Origin of the sequence: Mycobacterium sp. (genome assembly GCF_040398885.1) — a bacterium.
In the GTDB taxonomy this organism is placed as follows: Bacteria; Actinomycetota; Actinomycetes; order Mycobacteriales; family Mycobacteriaceae; genus Mycobacterium.
Genome location: NZ_JBBATF010000060.1, coordinates 1 through 15,913, shown reverse-complemented (window position 1 = coordinate 15,913; position 15,913 = coordinate 1). Strand labels below are relative to the sequence as shown.

12 protein-coding genes are annotated in these 15,913 nt (G+C 69.8%); 2 read left to right on the top strand and 10 right to left on the bottom strand.

What is annotated here, in order from left to right:
• The 10 genes from ADBZ5U_RS07795 to glf all read right to left on the bottom strand — a co-directional run.
• Nucleotides 1-2,364, bottom strand: a 2,364-nt coding sequence (locus ADBZ5U_RS07795) for a beta-ketoacyl synthase N-terminal-like domain-containing protein (RefSeq protein ID WP_526264089.1), incomplete at its 3' end; no start/stop codon positions are given.
• 6 nt (nucleotides 2,365-2,370) lie between these two features.
• Nucleotides 2,371-4,263, bottom strand: coding sequence for a long-chain-fatty-acid--AMP ligase FadD32 (fadD32, locus tag ADBZ5U_RS07790; RefSeq protein ID WP_526264087.1), 1,893 nt, complete (start codon nucleotides 4,261-4,263; stop codon nucleotides 2,371-2,373).
• A gap of 253 nt (nucleotides 4,264-4,516) precedes the next feature.
• Nucleotides 4,517-5,560, bottom strand: coding sequence for a carboxylesterase Culp6 (culp6, locus tag ADBZ5U_RS07785; protein ID WP_526264085.1), 1,044 nt, complete (start codon nucleotides 5,558-5,560; stop codon nucleotides 4,517-4,519).
• Nucleotides 5,561-5,597: 37 nt separating this feature from the next.
• Nucleotides 5,598-6,077, bottom strand: a complete 480-nt coding sequence (locus tag ADBZ5U_RS07780) for a DUF732 domain-containing protein (protein ID WP_526264083.1) — start codon at nucleotides 6,075-6,077, stop codon at nucleotides 5,598-5,600.
• 78 nt (nucleotides 6,078-6,155) lie between these two features.
• Nucleotides 6,156-7,052 carry an alpha/beta hydrolase gene (locus ADBZ5U_RS07775; protein WP_526264091.1) on the bottom strand — a complete coding sequence of 299 codons (897 nt, stop codon included), beginning with the start codon at nucleotides 7,050-7,052 and terminating at the stop codon, nucleotides 6,156-6,158.
• Nucleotides 7,053-7,139: 87 nt separating this feature from the next.
• A complete protein-coding gene (gene aftB, locus ADBZ5U_RS07770; protein ID WP_526264081.1) occupies nucleotides 7,140-9,053 on the bottom strand; it encodes a terminal beta-(1->2)-arabinofuranosyltransferase in 1,914 nt (637 codons plus the stop codon).
• Nucleotides 9,054-9,072: 19 nt separating this feature from the next.
• Nucleotides 9,073-9,981 carry a decaprenyl-phosphate phosphoribosyltransferase gene (locus ADBZ5U_RS07765; RefSeq protein WP_526264079.1) on the bottom strand — a complete coding sequence of 303 codons (909 nt, stop codon included), beginning with the start codon at nucleotides 9,979-9,981 and terminating at the stop codon, nucleotides 9,073-9,075.
• 1 nt (nucleotide 9,982) lies between these two features.
• A complete protein-coding gene (locus ADBZ5U_RS07760; RefSeq protein ID WP_526264077.1) occupies nucleotides 9,983-10,522 on the bottom strand; it encodes a phosphatase PAP2 family protein in 540 nt (179 codons plus the stop codon).
• On the bottom strand, nucleotides 10,515-12,470 hold the full coding sequence (locus ADBZ5U_RS07755) for a glycosyltransferase family 2 protein (protein WP_526264075.1): 1,956 nt from the start codon (nucleotides 12,468-12,470) through the stop codon (nucleotides 10,515-10,517). Before ADBZ5U_RS07755 ends, ADBZ5U_RS07760 begins: the two co-directional genes overlap by 8 nt.
• Nucleotides 12,471-13,670, bottom strand: a complete 1,200-nt coding sequence (glf, locus tag ADBZ5U_RS07750) for a UDP-galactopyranose mutase (protein ID WP_526264073.1) — start codon at nucleotides 13,668-13,670, stop codon at nucleotides 12,471-12,473.
• A gap of 263 nt (nucleotides 13,671-13,933) precedes the next feature.
• Here glf and ADBZ5U_RS07745 point away from each other — a divergent pair, with 263 nt between their 5' ends.
• On the top strand, nucleotides 13,934-14,911 hold the full coding sequence (locus tag ADBZ5U_RS07745) for a hypothetical protein (RefSeq protein WP_526264071.1): 978 nt from the start codon (nucleotides 13,934-13,936) through the stop codon (nucleotides 14,909-14,911).
• 191 nt (nucleotides 14,912-15,102) lie between these two features.
• Nucleotides 15,103-15,913 (top strand): peptidoglycan recognition protein family protein (locus tag ADBZ5U_RS07740; RefSeq protein ID WP_526264069.1); only part of this gene is annotated, 811 nt, incomplete at its 3' end.

Sequence of the window (15,913 nt, the reverse complement as noted above, 5' to 3'; positions counted from 1 at the left end):
GCAGGTCTCGTCGGTGTAGTCGATCGAGTCGTCGAGGATCAGTTCGACGATCGAGTAGCCGCGCTCGTCCTGAATCAGGCTGTCCACCTTGTTGATCCACTCGGCGAACACGTCATCGCGCAAATACAGGCTCTTGCCCATCTTGCGGTGCTGGGCACCGAAGCCGGCCAGCACCCAGACCGGCCCGTTGGTCACCGGGCCGTCGGCGCTGTACACCAGGGGCGTCTGCTTGCCCTCGGCGATCGCCCGCAGGCCCTTGACGGCCTCGTCGTGGTCGCGGGCCATCACCACCGCCCGGGACCGACCGTGGTTGCGCCGCGACAGCGACCGCCCGATCGACTCCAGCGACGACGCCCGGCCCTCCGGGCTGTCGACCCAGTCGGCCAACTCCGCCGCGGTGGCCCGCTTGCGGGAGGTCAGGAAGCCCGAAACCGCCAGCGGCACAACGGGAACCGGCTTCTCCGCGGAATCCCACTCCTCACGGGCAACCTCCAGCAGGCGCAGGGCCTCGTCGGTCAGGCCGGGGAGGTCCGGTTCGGCGTCCCCGGCCGCAGCGTAATAGTCATCGTCGTCGCCCTCGTCGGCGAAGCCAGGCTCATCGACGAACTCGCCGTACTCGTCCATCCGCACCCCGCCGACGTAGACCGCGTCGGCTTCGGACAACGGCGACTCGGCGGGCTCGGATTCCACCTCGGACTCGGGCTCGACCAGATCCTCCGGCAGCACCTCGCGCAGCACCAGGTGCGCGTTGGCGCCGCCGAAGCCGAAGCCGGACACCCCGGCGATCGCATGGCCGCTGTAGCGCGGCCAGTCGGTGACGGTGTCGGCGACCTTGAGGTGCACCCCGTCGAAGTCGATGTAGGGATTGGGCCCGGCGTAGTTGATCGACGGCGGAATCTTGTTGTTGCGCAACGCCAGAGCCACCTTGGCCAGGCTGGCCGCCCCGGCGGCGGACTCCAGGTGACCGACGTTGGACTTGACCGCCCCCAGCAGTGCGGGCTGCTCGGCGGCCCGCCCGCGGCCGACCACCCGGCCCAGGGCGTCGGCCTCGATCGGGTCGCCCAGGATGGTGCCGGTGCCGTGGGCCTCGACGTAGTCGACGGTGCGCGGGTCGATACCGGCGTCGCGATAGGCCTTGCGCAGCACCTCGGCCTGGGCGTCGGGATTCGGGGCCAGCATGCCGTTGGAGCGGCCGTCGTGGTTGGTCGCGCTGCCGGCGATCACCGCCAGGATCTCGTCGCCGTCGCGACGGGCGTCCGCCAGGCGTTTGAGCACCAGCATGCCGCCGCCCTCGGACCGGGCGTAGCCGTCGGCGTCGGCGGAGAACGACTTGATCCGGCCGTCCGGCGCCAGCACGCCGCCGACCTCGTCGAAACCGATCGTGACCGCCGGTGTCACAAGGGCGTTCACGCCGCCGGCCAGCACCACATCGGCCTCACCGGAGCGCAGGGCCTGCACGCCGGAGTGCACGGCGACCAACGACGACGAGCAGGCGGTGTCCACCGCGATCGACGGGCCGCGGAAGTCGTAGAAGTAGGACACCCGGTTGGCGATGATCGAACTGGCGGTGCCGGTGATGGCGTACGGGTGCGCGGTGCGCGGGTCCATCATCGCCAGATAGCTGTAGTCGTTGGTGGAACTGCCGATGTAGACACCGACGCTCTCGCCGCGCAGCGACGACGCGGGGATGCGGGCGTTCTCCAACGCCTCCCAGGTCAATTCCAGCGCCATCCGCTGCTGCGGATCGATGTTGTCGGCCTCCATCTTCGACAGGGCGAAGAACTCGGCGTCGAAGTCCTTGATGTTCTTGATGTATCCGCCACGGGTGCGGGCCTTGCGGATGCGTTCGGCCAACCGCGGCTCTTCCATGAACTCCGACCAACGGCCCTCGGGCAGATCGGTGATGGCGTCGCGACCCTCCAGCAGCGCCTGCCACATCTCCTCGGGGGTGTTCATGTCGCCGGGGAAGCGGGTCGCCAGGCCGATTATGGCGATGTTGGCGATTCCTTCGTCGATGTCCCGGGCCCGGGTCCAGTCCGCGTCGGCGTCGTAGACGTCGAGTTCCGGTTCGCCCTCGACGATCACCGTCGCCAGCGCCTCGATGGTCGGGTGCCGGAAGGCCACCGTAGCCGTCAGCGTGACCCCGGTCAGGTCCTCGATGTCGGTGGCCATCGCGACGGCGTCGCGCGAGGACAGGCCCAACTCGACCATCGGGACGGATTCGTTGATCGAGTCCGCGGGCTGACCGGTGGCGTCGGCCACCCAGTTGCGCAGCCACTCGCGCATCTCGCCCACCGTCAGGTCGGTGCGCGGCGGGGCCAGTTCGCGCTCGGGAGCCAGGATGATCTCGTCGGGATCTGACATGAGTCCTTATTCCGCCTCGTCGGGGAAGGCGTTGGCCACCTTCCCGGACCGGAGGCTGCCGTCCAGGTAGGCCGAGCGGCACGCGCTGCGGCCGATCTTGCCGCTGGATGTCCGCGGGATCGCACCCGCCGGGGTGAGCAGCACGTCCCGAACCGTCACGCCGTGGCGCACCGCGATGGCCGCGCGGATGGCGTCGGCCACCGGGCCGAGATCCAGCTTGTGCGAACCGGCCGCCCGCTCGCCGACGATCACCAACTGCTCGGAGGTGTCGCCGGCGTCGCGCTTGAGTCCGGAGTGCGCGTCGGCGAACACCTCGTCGGGCAGCTGGTTGGCCGGAACCGAGAAGGCCGCGACGAACCCGGTCCGCAGCGCCTTGGTGGCCTCCTGCGCGGAGTGCTCCAGGTCCTGCGGGTAGTGGTTGCGGCCGTCGATGATCACCAGATCCTTCGTCCGGCCGGTGATGTAGAGCTCGCCGTCGTGGTAGGCGCCGAGGTCGCCGGTGCGCACCCAGGTGGCGTCGTCGGCGGCACCCTCCGCGTGCGACGGCGTGGTGCGAGACTTGAGGATGTTCTGGAACGTCTCGATGGTCTTCTCCGGCTTGTTCCAGTAGCCGGTGCCCATGTTCTGGCCGCTGATCCAGATCTCGCCGATCTGGCCGTCGGACAGTTCGGAGGCGGTCTCGTGGTCGACGATGGTCGCCCACTCCCCCACCCCGATCCTGCCGGCGCCGGCCTGGGCCACCGCCTTGGGCGAATCGTCGGGCACCGGGACGAACCGGTTCGCGTTGAGTTCGTCGCGGTCGACGGAGATGATCTTCGGCTCTTCGGCGGACGGCGTGGTGGAGACGAACAGCGTGGCCTCGGCCAGTCCGTAGGACGGCTTGATGGCCTTGGGGGGGAAGCCGAACGGGCCGAAGGCGTCGTTGAACCGCTTGACGGTCGCGGCCGAGATCGGCTCGCTGCCGTTGAGGACCGCCTTGACGTTGGACAGGTCCAGCGGTTCCTCGCCCTCCTTGGGCAGCCCACGCGCAGCGGCGTGGTCGAAGGCGAAGTTCGGGGCCACCGAGATGGTCCCGCCGGTGTCTCCGGGCTGCCGGGCGATCTCGCGCATCCACCGAATCGGGCGGCGGACGAACGCAGCCGGGGTCATGAAGGTGAAGTAGTGCCCGATCAACGACGGCAGCAGCGCGGTGACAAGACCCATGTCGTGGAAGAACGGCAGCCAGGACACCCCCCGGTCGGCTTCCTCGCCTTCGAGGGCCTCGATGACCTGCACGACGTTGGTGGCCAGGTTCAGGTGGGTGATCTGCACACCGGTCGGGATGCGCGTCGACCCGGAGGTGTACTGCAGGTAGGCGATGGTGTCCTCGTTGACGGTGTCGACGTGCTCCCAGGTGGCGCCCACCTCGACCGGGATCGCGTCGACGGCGATGACGCGCGGGCGTTCCTTGGCCGGCCGGCTGCGGAAGAACTTGCGCACCCCCTCGGCCGCCTCGGTGGTGGTCAGGATCGCCGAAGGCTGGCAGTCGTCCAGGACGGCGTGCAGCCGACCGACGTGGCCGGGCTCGGAGGGGTCGAACAGGGGCACCGCGATCCGACCGGAGTACAGGGTGCCGAAGAAGGCGACGAGGTACTCCAGGTTCTGCGGGCAGAGGATCGCCACCCGGTCGCCGGGCGCGGTGACCTGCTGGAGGCGGGCGCCCAGGGCGCGGTTGCGGGCGCCGAAATCGGCCCACGTCAGCACCCGAGCCACACCGTCGCGTTCGGTGGAGAAGTCCAGGAACCGGTAGGCCGGCTTGTCGCCGCGGACCTTGGCCCAGCGCTCGACGTGCTTCACCAGGCTGGCGCCCTCAGGGAAGGTGATGCGTCCGTCCTTGATGAACGGGTTATGGAACGGCATACCACTCTCCTGTCAGGGCGCACTTCTCGCGGCGCTCGACGAATCGCCGAACCGGCCGGAGCCACACAGATGCTACCGGGGATCCGCGGTGGGAGTCCGACCCGACCGGATCGTCGAATACCGGGTCGAACCGGGACCGACGGGCGTACTCGTACTGGCCTTATTTATTTCTTAATGTTAGGCGTTGCGGGGGGCCGGACAAAATCACAACGCCGTCCGGATCCGGACCTTTCCGGGGGCATCTCGCCGCGGTTCAGCCGTGCGGCGGGTGCGGTGCGTTGTCCAGCACACCGCGCACCCAGTCCATGGTCCACACGGTGGCCGGCCGCCCGTCGACGTTCCAGAACTGGGGGGTGGCGTACATGGCGTGGATCGGCTGCCCGGCTCCGCTGGTGAGCACCTCCAGGGTGCGCGGGAGGTTGGTGATGTTGAACGCCGACTGCGGCGCCGCACAGATCAGGTCACCCGGGGCGCAGATCTGGTTGGTCCGGTTGTTCAGCGCTCCGAAGCCGCCCGGGCGCTCACCGCTCATGGTCAGCCCGAGGGTGGACAGCGTCGGGATCTCCTGAAGCGTGATCTCGGCGCCCTGGCCCGGCGCCTCGGGGCCGACGACCTGGCCCTGGCCCGGGTGGCGGCGGCCGTCGGCGATCAAGGTGACCCCCAGCACCAGGTCCTCGTCCACCGGGCCGCGGCCGTTGCCGATGTCGCTGGCCAGGTCGCCGGCGATCACCGCGCCCTGGGAGAACCCGACCATCACGTAACTGGTCAGCGGGCAGCGGTCGTTCATCTCCGCCATCGCCCGCGCCGCCACTCGGGTGCCCTCGGTGCGGCTGTCGTTGTAGGACATCTGCTTGTCCGCGGACAGCGGATTGTGGAACTGCGCGGTGTAGGGAACCGTGTAGACCTGGACGCGGTCCGGCGCGAACTGCTGCTGGATCGGCCGGGTCACGTTGAGCAGCAGGGCTATCGGGAACTGTTGGGGGTTCAGCGGGTCGTCGGTGGGCGAGGACTCCCAGGTGCCCGGGATGGCGATCATCTGGACGTCGGGGCAACTGGCGTCCTGGAAGGCCGGCCGCGGCTTCTTCCCGGGCGTGCTGGTGGGGGGCAGCGCCGACGGCGGCGCAGCGGTCGGCGGCGGTCCGGGCCGGCGGACCACGACCACGATGATCGCGACGATGAGGCCGACGACCAGTGCCACCGCGCCGGCGGCGATCAACGCCAGGATTCGGTGGCGCCTGCGGCGGTTGGGATCGGTTCTGCGGGTGGGCCTGGGTTTCGGGCCGCGGCTACGGGTCATCTGAGTCTGGGGGTCATCTCTTCGTGGAGTCCGGGTCCTAGCAGAGCCGCTGGGCGGCGATGCCGATGTAATGCCCGATGGTCGCATCGACGTCGAGGTAGGCGACGTCCGGCGCCTCCAGGCCGTGGGTGTCGGACATGTCGCTGCGCACCATCGGGGCCACCGAGTCCCAGACCGCCTGATCGCCCTGGCCGGCCGCTCGGGCCTGGCAGACGTAGGCGCCGATGCTGAGCGCGCGCAGATCGTTCGCCGGGCGGACTCCGGCGGCCCGCAGGCCGTCGAGGTATCCGCGCTGGCTGTCGGTGAGGTCCGCCAACCCGGACGTCCGGCCGGCGTCCTGCGGCGAGGAAACGTCGAAGCCGCCCGACTCCGCCGCCGCGACGGATTGCCGGGAGGGCAGGGCGACGGTGCTGATCAAGTCTCCACCGGGAGAGGAGCAGGCCGGCAGCACCGCCGCGGTCGCGATCAAGGCGGCCAGCAAGTGTTTGCTGAGCGAGCCACTCGCGGGACGATGCACGCCGTCCACAGTACCTGCTTCCAGCCGGTACTGAAACGACGCCGCGGTTGCGGCAAGTTAACGGATCGGGCAGACGTCCTAGCCGAGCGCGGCGTTGATGTCGCCGGCCATGGCTCCCAGTTGCCCGGCCCAGCTTCCCCAGTCGTGCCCGCCGCCGCCGCCGAGTTCGAAGTGGCCGTTGCGCCCGCCCTGCGAACGGTAGTGCGCATAGAAGATGCGGTTGCTGCCCTGCGCGACGCTGCAGTCGCCGCCACCCATCGCGGCCGGGTCGCCGCACGCCATCGCCGCCGGGCTGAACACCCACAGCCGGGTGTTGTTCTGCACCAGCAGGTTCACGTGGACGTTGGGGTCGCGCCACTTCCACCGGCCCAACTGCGGGGCGCCCCACATCGCGTCGATGTTGGCGCCGCCGCCGTTGACGGCGTTGGAGATGACGCCGTTGGTCTGGGTGTCGGACGGGTTCAAGAAGCCCGACAGCGACCCGGCGTAGCCGTAGCGGTTCGGGTGGAACGCCGCCATGGTCACCGCGGCGGTGCCGCCCTGGGACACCCCGACGATGGCGTTCCCGGTGGCGGCCACGCCCTTGTTGGCGGCCAGCCAGTTGGGCAGCTCGTCGGCGAGGAAGGTCTCCCACTGTTTGCTGCCGTCGGCCTCCCAGTTGGTGTACATGCTGTACCCGCCCCCGGCGGGCGCGGCCACCGACAGGCCGCTGCCGGCCAGGCTGCCCATCGCGTTGCCCACGGTCACCCAGTTGCTGACGTCGGGGCCGGCATTGAAGGCGTCCAGCAGGACCACGGCGCGGGGGCCGCCGCCCTGGAAGGCGACCGGGATGCTGCGGCCCATCGCGGCCGACGGGACCATCAGCATCTCCGGGCCGGCCGCCGACGCGGTCGGCGCCGTCGGGGCTGTGCCGCCCCACAGGCCCAGCGCCACGGCGACGGCACTGACGGCGCTGCGCATTCTGCCCCGGAACATGCTCATGACCACCTCATGTCGAGTCGTTACCGGTAGTGAATCACACGGGCCCGCCGTCCCGGCCCGATACGCCGAGCAGGCTGCCGACTACGGCCCGGTGGCCGGCAGCCCGGCGTAGGGCGGTTCCTCCGGCGGCGGTTCGGGCAGCCCGCACCGCAGCAGTTCGTACCTGGGCACCCGGTCGATGCGGTAGCGGGTGTGTTCCCACGCCCGGTTGAGGTTGCCGACGAAACGGGGCCGGGTCATCGGGTCGCGGATCGCGGCGAACATCTCCACGGTCTCCGGGCAGCCCAGCGCCACCCCGGCCTGTTCGATCCAGCCCTCGTCGAGGTACTCCGGAATCCACGGACGCTCCTTGAGCCACGGCCCCTCGGCCACCGCCCAGTCCGGGAACAGGTTCTTGTCGTGGCCGATGCGGCCGTCGTCCAGGCGGGCGGTGTGCGCGGCCAGTGGATTGGCCAGACCGATCTGGTCGATCACCCGGGTGTCCAGGCCGACGTTCATCCCGACCATGCCGAGGTTGGTGAAGAAGACGGTGTGCGTGGCATGCCGACGGCGCCAGTCCTCCGGGGACACCCCGGGCGGTGGCGGCTCGGTCGGGGGCTTCTGCGGCACCACGTCCCAGACGTCCCAGTTGCCCGACGGCAGCAGCAGCGCGCCGTCCGGGGTGTTGTTGATCGCGACCAGCACCGCCCGCATGCGCGGGTAGTCCAGGTAGTCCGCGGCGGTGAGCGGGTGGGCGTGGCCGGTGGCCTGGGAGTAGAACTTCCGCTCGTCGACGATCCCCGAGTAGGTGACCCGGGTGGCGTCGCGTCCCATACCGGGCGAGTTGGCAGCCCACAGCGCCCACCCGGCCAGCGCCACCCACAGCGCCGCTCCCGCCACCCCCAGCAGACGGCCCCGCTGCGGGGTGAGGAGCCTGCGCACCCCGCCGGCCGGGATCGCCAGCGGAATCACCGCGATCGGCAGGAGCAGACAGAACAGCGGTGCCAGCAGCACCCGGCCGTGCATGAAGTCGCCGCCCTGGCGGATCCAGTACAGCGCCTGCAGCACACCGCTCGAAACCCAGAAGACGACGACGGCGGCGGGGCTTCGAACCCGCGCGGCCAGGCCGGGGCCGCGTTCGGGGTCCGGGCGCCGGGCTCCCAGAGCGGCCGGCAGCACTACCGCCAGTGCCACCAGCAGCAGCGCCGGGATCCACAGCGCGTAGGGACCGGTGAGGTTGCGCAGGTAGGTGAAGCCCTGGTCCCATTTGCTGCCGGAGGCGTCCTTGGCCAGCGCGGTCTGCGGCACCAGCAGGGCGTAGTACCCCATCCGGAAGATCTGGTAACCCACCGGCAGCAGTCCGCCGGCCAGCACGATCAGCGCGCGCCGCCGCCAGCCCGGTTCGGCGACGAGCATCATCAGCAGCGCCAGGCCGCCGATCAGGGCCAACTCCGGGCGCACCAGGACACTCAGGCCAGCCACGAAGGCCAGCGCCGCCGTGAACCACCTCGAGGACCACGCCGAAGGCGCGCGCGGTTGCGACCAGGCGACCATCATCCACCACAGCCCGCCCAGCCAGGCGGTGACCAGACCGTTCTCCAGACCCGAGGTGGCGAAGTCCCGGGCCGGCGGAACGGCGATGTAGACCAGCACCCCGGCCGGCAGGATCACCGCCCGCCGGCCCCGCAGGGCCGGCGCCCACAGCCGGGCGGTTCCCAGCATGGCCATCGCGACCCCGGCGACGCTGAAGATCAGCGCCAGCGCCAGCGCCACGTACTCGAGCCGCAGCGGTCCGCCGACGCAGCTGCCCAGGTACACCAGATAGGTCCAGGCGGTGGAGGTGTTGGACTCCACCCGTTCGCCGGCGTTGAACACCGGACCGTTGCCGGCCAACAGGTTTCGTACCGTCCGCAGCACGATCAGGCCGTCGTCGGCGATCCAGCGCCGCTCCCAGGCTCCCCACGCCCACAACGCCGAGACCACGGTCACGCCGAGCCACAGGCCGGCCCGGGTCATCGCCGTGTGCGGGGCCTGGCTACCCGAGAGTGGCGGCGGCAATGACGGTTCCGATCCAGGCCAGGGCGAGCATCTGCAGCACCCGGTCGCGCAGCGCGATCTCCTCCGGCTCCCCCGCTATGCCGCCGTCGACGTCCACCGCGTAGCGCAGGATCGCGATGGTGAACGGGATCATCGAGACGACGAACCACGACCCGCCGGCGCCGTCCCGCTCGAACGCCCACAACCCGTAGCAGACCACGACGGCGGTGGCCGACAGCGTCCAGACGAACCTCAGGTAGGTGCTGGTGTAGTTCTCCAGCGACTTGCGGATCTTGGCGCCGGTGCGCTCGGCGAGTTGCAGTTCCGCGTAGCGCTTGCCGGCCGCCATGAACAGCGATCCGAACGCCATCACCATCAGGAACCACTGGGACAGCGGGATGGCGGCCGCGACGCCTCCGGCGATCGCGCGGATCAGGAAACCTGACGACAGGATGCAGATGTCAAGCACCGCTTGGTGTTTGAGCCCGAAGCAGTACGCCAGTTGGATGACCAGGTAGACCGCCATCACTATCGCCAGGTGCGGGGTGACCCACCACGAGATCGCCAGACAGGCGAGGGCAAGGACCGCGGCGATCCCGTAGGCCATGCCGACCGGCAGCACCCCCGCGGCGATCGGCCGGAAGCGTTTGGTGGGGTGGGCGCGGTCGGCCTCGACGTCGCGGGCGTCGTTGACCAGATAGATCGACGAGGCCGCCATGCAGAACACCACGAAGGCGATGGCCACCTTCGAGAGCGCTGTCTGGTCGAAGTGGGCGCCGCCGCCCAGTGCCGCCAGCGGGGCGGCGAAGACGAGCAGGTTCTTCACCCACTGCCGGGGCCGCACCGCCTTGACGATGCCTGTCAACAGATTGCTCGGCGGGCCGGTGACCGTCGTATCGCTGCTCATGTCAGTGACTTTCCTTTCGGCCGCCCAGTCGGGCCGTCGTTCCCGCCACCGCCGCGCCGACCGCCACCCCGGCGAGCACATCGGTGGGATAGTGCACACCGAGCACCAGTCGCGACAGCGCCATCAGGGGCACGGCGGCCAACGGCAGCGGCGACCGGGTGGCCCGGCACAGCAGCATAGCCGCGGCGGTGCTGGAGGTCGCGTGCGCGGAGGGGAAGCTCAGCGCGCTGGGCGTGCCCACGTTGACGTCGATGTCCGGGTGGTGCGGACGCCGCCTCCGCACGGCGAGTTTGATCACGATCGCCGCGCCGTGCGCCGCGACCGCGCCGATCCCGACCAGCAGCCACTCCCGGCGGCGGCGCGGGGATCCCAGCGCGCCCAGCGCCGAGACCGCCATCCATCCGGCGGCGTGCTCACCGAAGTGCGACATGGCCCGGGCGACGCCGATCACCTCGGGCGTGGCGAGAGTGGACTGCACGGCGACCAGCGCGGCCACCTCCCCGGTCGGGGAACCGGCCTCAGACCCGGAGAAGTCAGGCACCGATCGCCGCCTGATCGAAGAGCACCGATTCCCACCTCTCCTGGCTGGACAGCTCGGGCAGCGCCTGCCGGTAGACCCGCCGCATCTTGTCGTACTTGCGATACAGCCGGATGTGTTGGCGCAAGGACGCTTTCAGCAGGGCCAGCATCTTGGCCCGGTCGCGCTGGCGGTAGACCACCCCGCGGCCGTCTGCGGTGGTGACCGTCACCCCGTCGACGTTGCACAACAGGAACCACCGCGCGTCCTGGGTCGCGACGTTGAGTTGCGGGCGCTCGTGGTGGACCGGGTCGGCCGCGCTGAATTGATGCGCGAGGCCGCGGGCCAACCGGATCCCGACGGCGGGCAGCGCCGCCGGCGGCTTGATCACCCCGGTGCGGCCACTGGGCGCCGGCAGGGCGGTGGCCGCCGGCAGCACTACGGCGTCGGGGTACTGCTGGCGCATCGCCCGGATCTCGGGCAGTGCCGACTCCAGGATGGAGAAGATGTGTTCCGGGCCGGCGAGGAAGTCCTCGATCGCCTTGTTCTGGATGGCGACCGTCGAATACTCAAGGCACAGAAGGTGTTTGAAGGTGGCCTTGATCGAGCTCTTGATCAGGCCGTTCACCGGGGCGTCCCAGTGCAGGGTGGAGACAACCAGCCGGTTGCGCAGGTGGAAGTAGGCCTGCCAGTCGATGGCGTCGTCCTTGTCACTCCAGGCCATGTGCCAGATCGCGACACCCGGCATCGTCACGGTCGGGTAGCCGTGTTCGCCGGCCCGCAGCCCGTAGTCGGCGTCGTCCCACTTGATGAACAGCGGCAGCGGCTGGCCCATTTCCTCGGCCACCCGGCGCGGGATCATGCACATCCACCAGCCGTTGTAGTCGACGTCGATACGCCGGTGCAGCAGCTTGCTGCGGCCTTCCTCGTCGTCGGCGGCGATGGGGGCCTTGGCGACATCCAACGGGTACTTGGCGAAGTCGTGGTCGTACTCGGTGTGCGGGGCGTTGGTCCACATGAAGTTGGCCCGGTCGACGATCTCGCCCATCACGTGCAGGTGCGAGGGCTCCTGCAGGTTGAGCATCTGACCGCCGATCAAGGTGGGGCTCTTGGCGAACCGGTTCAGCGCCAGCGCGCGCAGGATCGAATCGGGCTCGATGCGGATGTCGTCGTCCATGAACAGGATCTGCTCGCAGGTGGTGTTGCGCAGCGCCTCCATCATCACCCGGCTGTAGCCGCCGGAGCCGCCGAGGTTCGGCTGGTCATGGATCGACAACCGGTTGCCCAGCGCGGCGGCCGCCTCGGGGAAATCGGGGTGGTCCCTGGCCTTGTCGGTGCCCTGGTCGGCGACGATTACCGCCCCGACGACCTCGTTCACCAGCGGGTCCGACGTCAGGGCCTTCAGCGCGTTGACGCAGTCGGCCGGACGGTTGAAGGTGGGGATGCCGACGGTGATGTCGGCGCGGCCGGGGGCGGGCTCCGAGGCGTACCAGGCGGCGCTGTGGACGGAGGTCTTGGTGTCGGTGGTGATGTCGAACCAGATCCAGCCGCCGTCCTCGAAAGGCGCCAGTTCGATCTCGAACTCCGATGCGGCCGGGGCGGATCCGTCGCTGATGATCTCGGTGCCGCCCACGCTGATCCGCGCGCCGGTGGCCTTGGAGCGGTAGATGTCGATGCGGGCCGCGCCGGTGAGCTCCACCCGCAGCACCACCGATTCCAGGGTCGACCAGCGCCGCCAGTAACTGGCCGGGAAGGCGTTGAAATAGGTGGCGAAGGACACCTCCGACTCCGCGCCGATCCGCAGCGCGGTCCGGGTGGTGGCATGCGCCCTTCGCGAGTTCGTCTGGGATTCCTCGATGTAGAGCTTGCGCACGTCCAGCGGTTCGCCCGGGCGCGGCAGGATGATCCGCTGCAGCAGGCTCACCGCGCGGGACTCACCGCCGGCGATCGGGCCGTAGGGGGTGTCGCTCATTCAGCTGCCGCCTTCGTCGTCCGTCAGCGGCGCACCGTCACGCAGGTGCGGCGCCAAGATGTTGTCGTACATGCTCAGTGCGCTGGCGATGGCCATGTGCATGTCGAGGTACTGGTAGGTGCCCAACCGGCCGCCGAAAACCACTCGCGCCGAGGCGGTTTCGGCCTTGGCGCGGGCCCGGTAGATCGACAGGAGCTCCCGGTCGGCGTCGGTGTTGATCGGATAGTAGGGCTCGTCGTCGTCCTCGGCGAACCGGGAGTACTCCCGCATGATCACGGTCTTGTCCGTCGGGTAGTCCCGCTCCGGATGGAAATGGCGGAACTCGTGGATGCGGGTGTAGGGCACGTCGGCGTCGTTGTAGTTCATCACCGGGGTGCCCTGAAAGTCGCCGGTGGGCAGCACGTCGACCTCGAAATCCAGAGTGCGCCAGCCTAACCGGCCGTCGGCGTAGTCGAAGTACCGGTCCAGCGGTCCGGTGTAGACGACGGGGGCGTCGGGGCTGGCGGCCCGCAGTCCGTCGCGCACATCGAACCAGTCGGTGTCCAACCGCACTTCGATGCGGTCGTCGGCGGCCATGTTCCGCAGCCACGCGGTGTATCCGTCGACGGGCAGGCCCTCGTAGGTGTCGTTGAAGTAGCGGTTGTCGAACGTGTAGCGAACCGGCAGCCGGCTGATGGTCGAGGCGGGCAGTTCCTTGGGGTCGGTCTGCCACTGCTTGGCGGTGTAGGCCTTGACGAACGCCTCGTAGAGCGGCCGGCCGATCAGCGAGATGGCCTTCTCCTCGAGGTTCTGCGCCTCGGCGGTGTCGATCTCGGCGGCCTGCTCGGCGATCAGCGCGCGCGCCTCCTCGGGACTGTAGTAGCGGCCGAAGAACTGGGACACCAGGCCCAGGCCCATCGGGAACTGGTAGGCCTGCCCGCCGTGCATGGCGAACACCCGGTGCTGGTAGCCGGTGAAGTCGGTGAACTGCCGCACGTAGTCCCAGACCCGCTGATTGGAGGTGTGGAACAGGTGGGCGCCGTAGCGGTGGATCTCGATGCCGGTCTGCGGTTCGGGCTCGGAGTAGGCGTTGCCGCCGATGTGCGGGCGGCGGTCGACCACCAGCACGCGCTTGCCGAGCTGGGTGGCGACCCGCTCGGCGATCGTCAGTCCGAAGAAGCCGGAGCCGACGACGAAGAGGTCAAAACGCGCGGCGGTCATCGAGGGCAAGGTTATCTGACGACAGGGGGTCAGACCCCATCGCGAAACTCGGTGACCGCGAGAAATGTCGGCTCCCGACGCCCTTCGGCGCCCGGGGGCTATGTCGCGATTGGCTCACGATTGCGCATCGTCACTCCAGTCTCAGCAACCTCACTCGTAACATCGGTTCCGTTGGCTTCGGCCTCGGCGAACCGCCGGGATCGGGGCCGGCGAAGAGGGTTCGTAAATCAGACGGCTCTTAATAGAAATGCGAGGAGACTCCCGTGCCGAACCAACGTCGACGCAAGATCTCGACTGCCATGAGCGCGGTGGCCGCCCTAGCCGTCGCAAGCCCCTTCGCGGTCGTCGCAGCCATCGAGCTGGCCTCCGATCACCAGGCGCCCGAGCAGCGCGACTTCACCCGGGCCGCCGTCGTCACCGACCTGCCCAACGAGATCATGTCCGCTCTGCAGGCCGGCCTGTCCCAGTTCGGGATCAACCTCCCGCCGCTGCCGACCGGCCTGAGCCCGGCCGGGGCGCAACCGGTGCAGGCGGGGCCGCTGTCCCCGGGCCTGACCACCCCGCCCCTGACCACGCCGGATCTGGCCACCCCGAGCCTCACCGCCCCCGGTCTCACCACCCCGAGCCTCACCACGCCCGGCCTGACCACCCCGAGCCTCACCGCCCCCGGTCTCACCACCCCGAGCCTCACCACGCCCGGCCTGACCACCCCGAGCCTCGCCACGCCCGGCCTGACCACGCCGGGTCTGACCACGCCCGGTCTGACCACGCCCGGCCTGACCACGCCCGGCCTGAGCCCGGCCGCGGCGGCGCCGTCGCTGACCGATCCGGCGCTGACCAGCCCCGGGCTGACCACGCCCCAGGTCGGCCTGGATCCGGCGCTGACCGCCCCGACCGGCATCGGTCTTCCGACCGAATTGCCGATCACCGCCCCGGCGGGCACCTACCCGATCCTCGGTGATCCGGCGATCGGGCTGCCCGCAGCCCCGGCCCCGTCCGGCGGCATCATCAGCGACCTGAGCAGCGCGGCCAACCAACTCGGCGTCGGCCAGGCCATCGACCTGCTCAAGGGCGTGGTGATGCCGGGCATCACCCAGGCCATTCAGAACGCGGCGGGCGCGGCCGCCGCCGCGCCGGCGGCAGCCGCGCCGGCAGCCGCTCCGGCGGCCGCTCCGGTGGCAGCCGCGGCAGCCGTCGCGGCTCCGGCCATCGAGGCGGCGGGAACCATCCCGGCCGGCTGACGAAGACCTGCATCGAAACGGCACCGCAGGGTGGGAGCCAGGTCGACCCCGGACGAGGCTCCCAAGAGGCACCTGCGGTGCCGTTGCATGTGCGGCATCCTCTCAACCCATCAGTCACATAGTCCTCAATAGTTAGCAATAGTCCGTGTCGCAACGGCAGACGCAACTAGCACATACGTAACATCCCCGGTGTGGCGTCCCGTCCCGCACCATCGATCCTGTTCACCGCCATCGCGGCGACGGTGTTAGTGGCGCCCCTGGCGGTCGACGGCGCACTGCCCGGGCATGTCCGGCACGACAAGGTCCGCGCCGAGGACACCGTTGTGGTGCAGCAGCCACTGGCCGGCGTCGGCGGCGGGGAGACCATCCGCGAGGTCAGTCAGGACACCCCCTTCTCGATGGTGGCACTGACCGGGTCGGACCTGTCCGGAACCACCGCCCGGATCCGGGCCAGGCAGGCCGACGGATCCTGGGGACCGTGGTACGAGAGCGAGAGCCTCGCCGATGTCACCGATGAAGGCGGATCGGGCACGCAGGGCACCGACCCGGTGTACGTCGGCGCCACCACCGCCGTGCAGATCGCGGTCACCCGACCGCACGACGCAGCCGTCACGACCTCGCCGCCGGACAGCGGTCTCGACGCCGGCCGCGAACTCGGCTACATCCCGGCCAACGCCGAGCACTCGCTGTCACAGAACATGTCGGCGGTGCTGATCACCGCACCGAAGAGTCCGGTGGACAAGCAGTGGACGCCGCCGAATGCCACCCTCGGCCCGGGCCAGCCGCCTAACATCATCAGCCGTGCGGATTGGGGCGCCGGATCGGGAATGCGTTGCGGCGGGCCCTATTACGGCAAGGGCGTCCGCGCCGCGGTGGTCCACCACACCGCCACCGGGAACAACTACGCCCCCGAGGATTCAGCAGCCATCCTGCGCTCGATCTACGCGTATCACACCATGACGCTGGGCTGGTGCGACATCGCCTACAACGCCCTGGTGGACA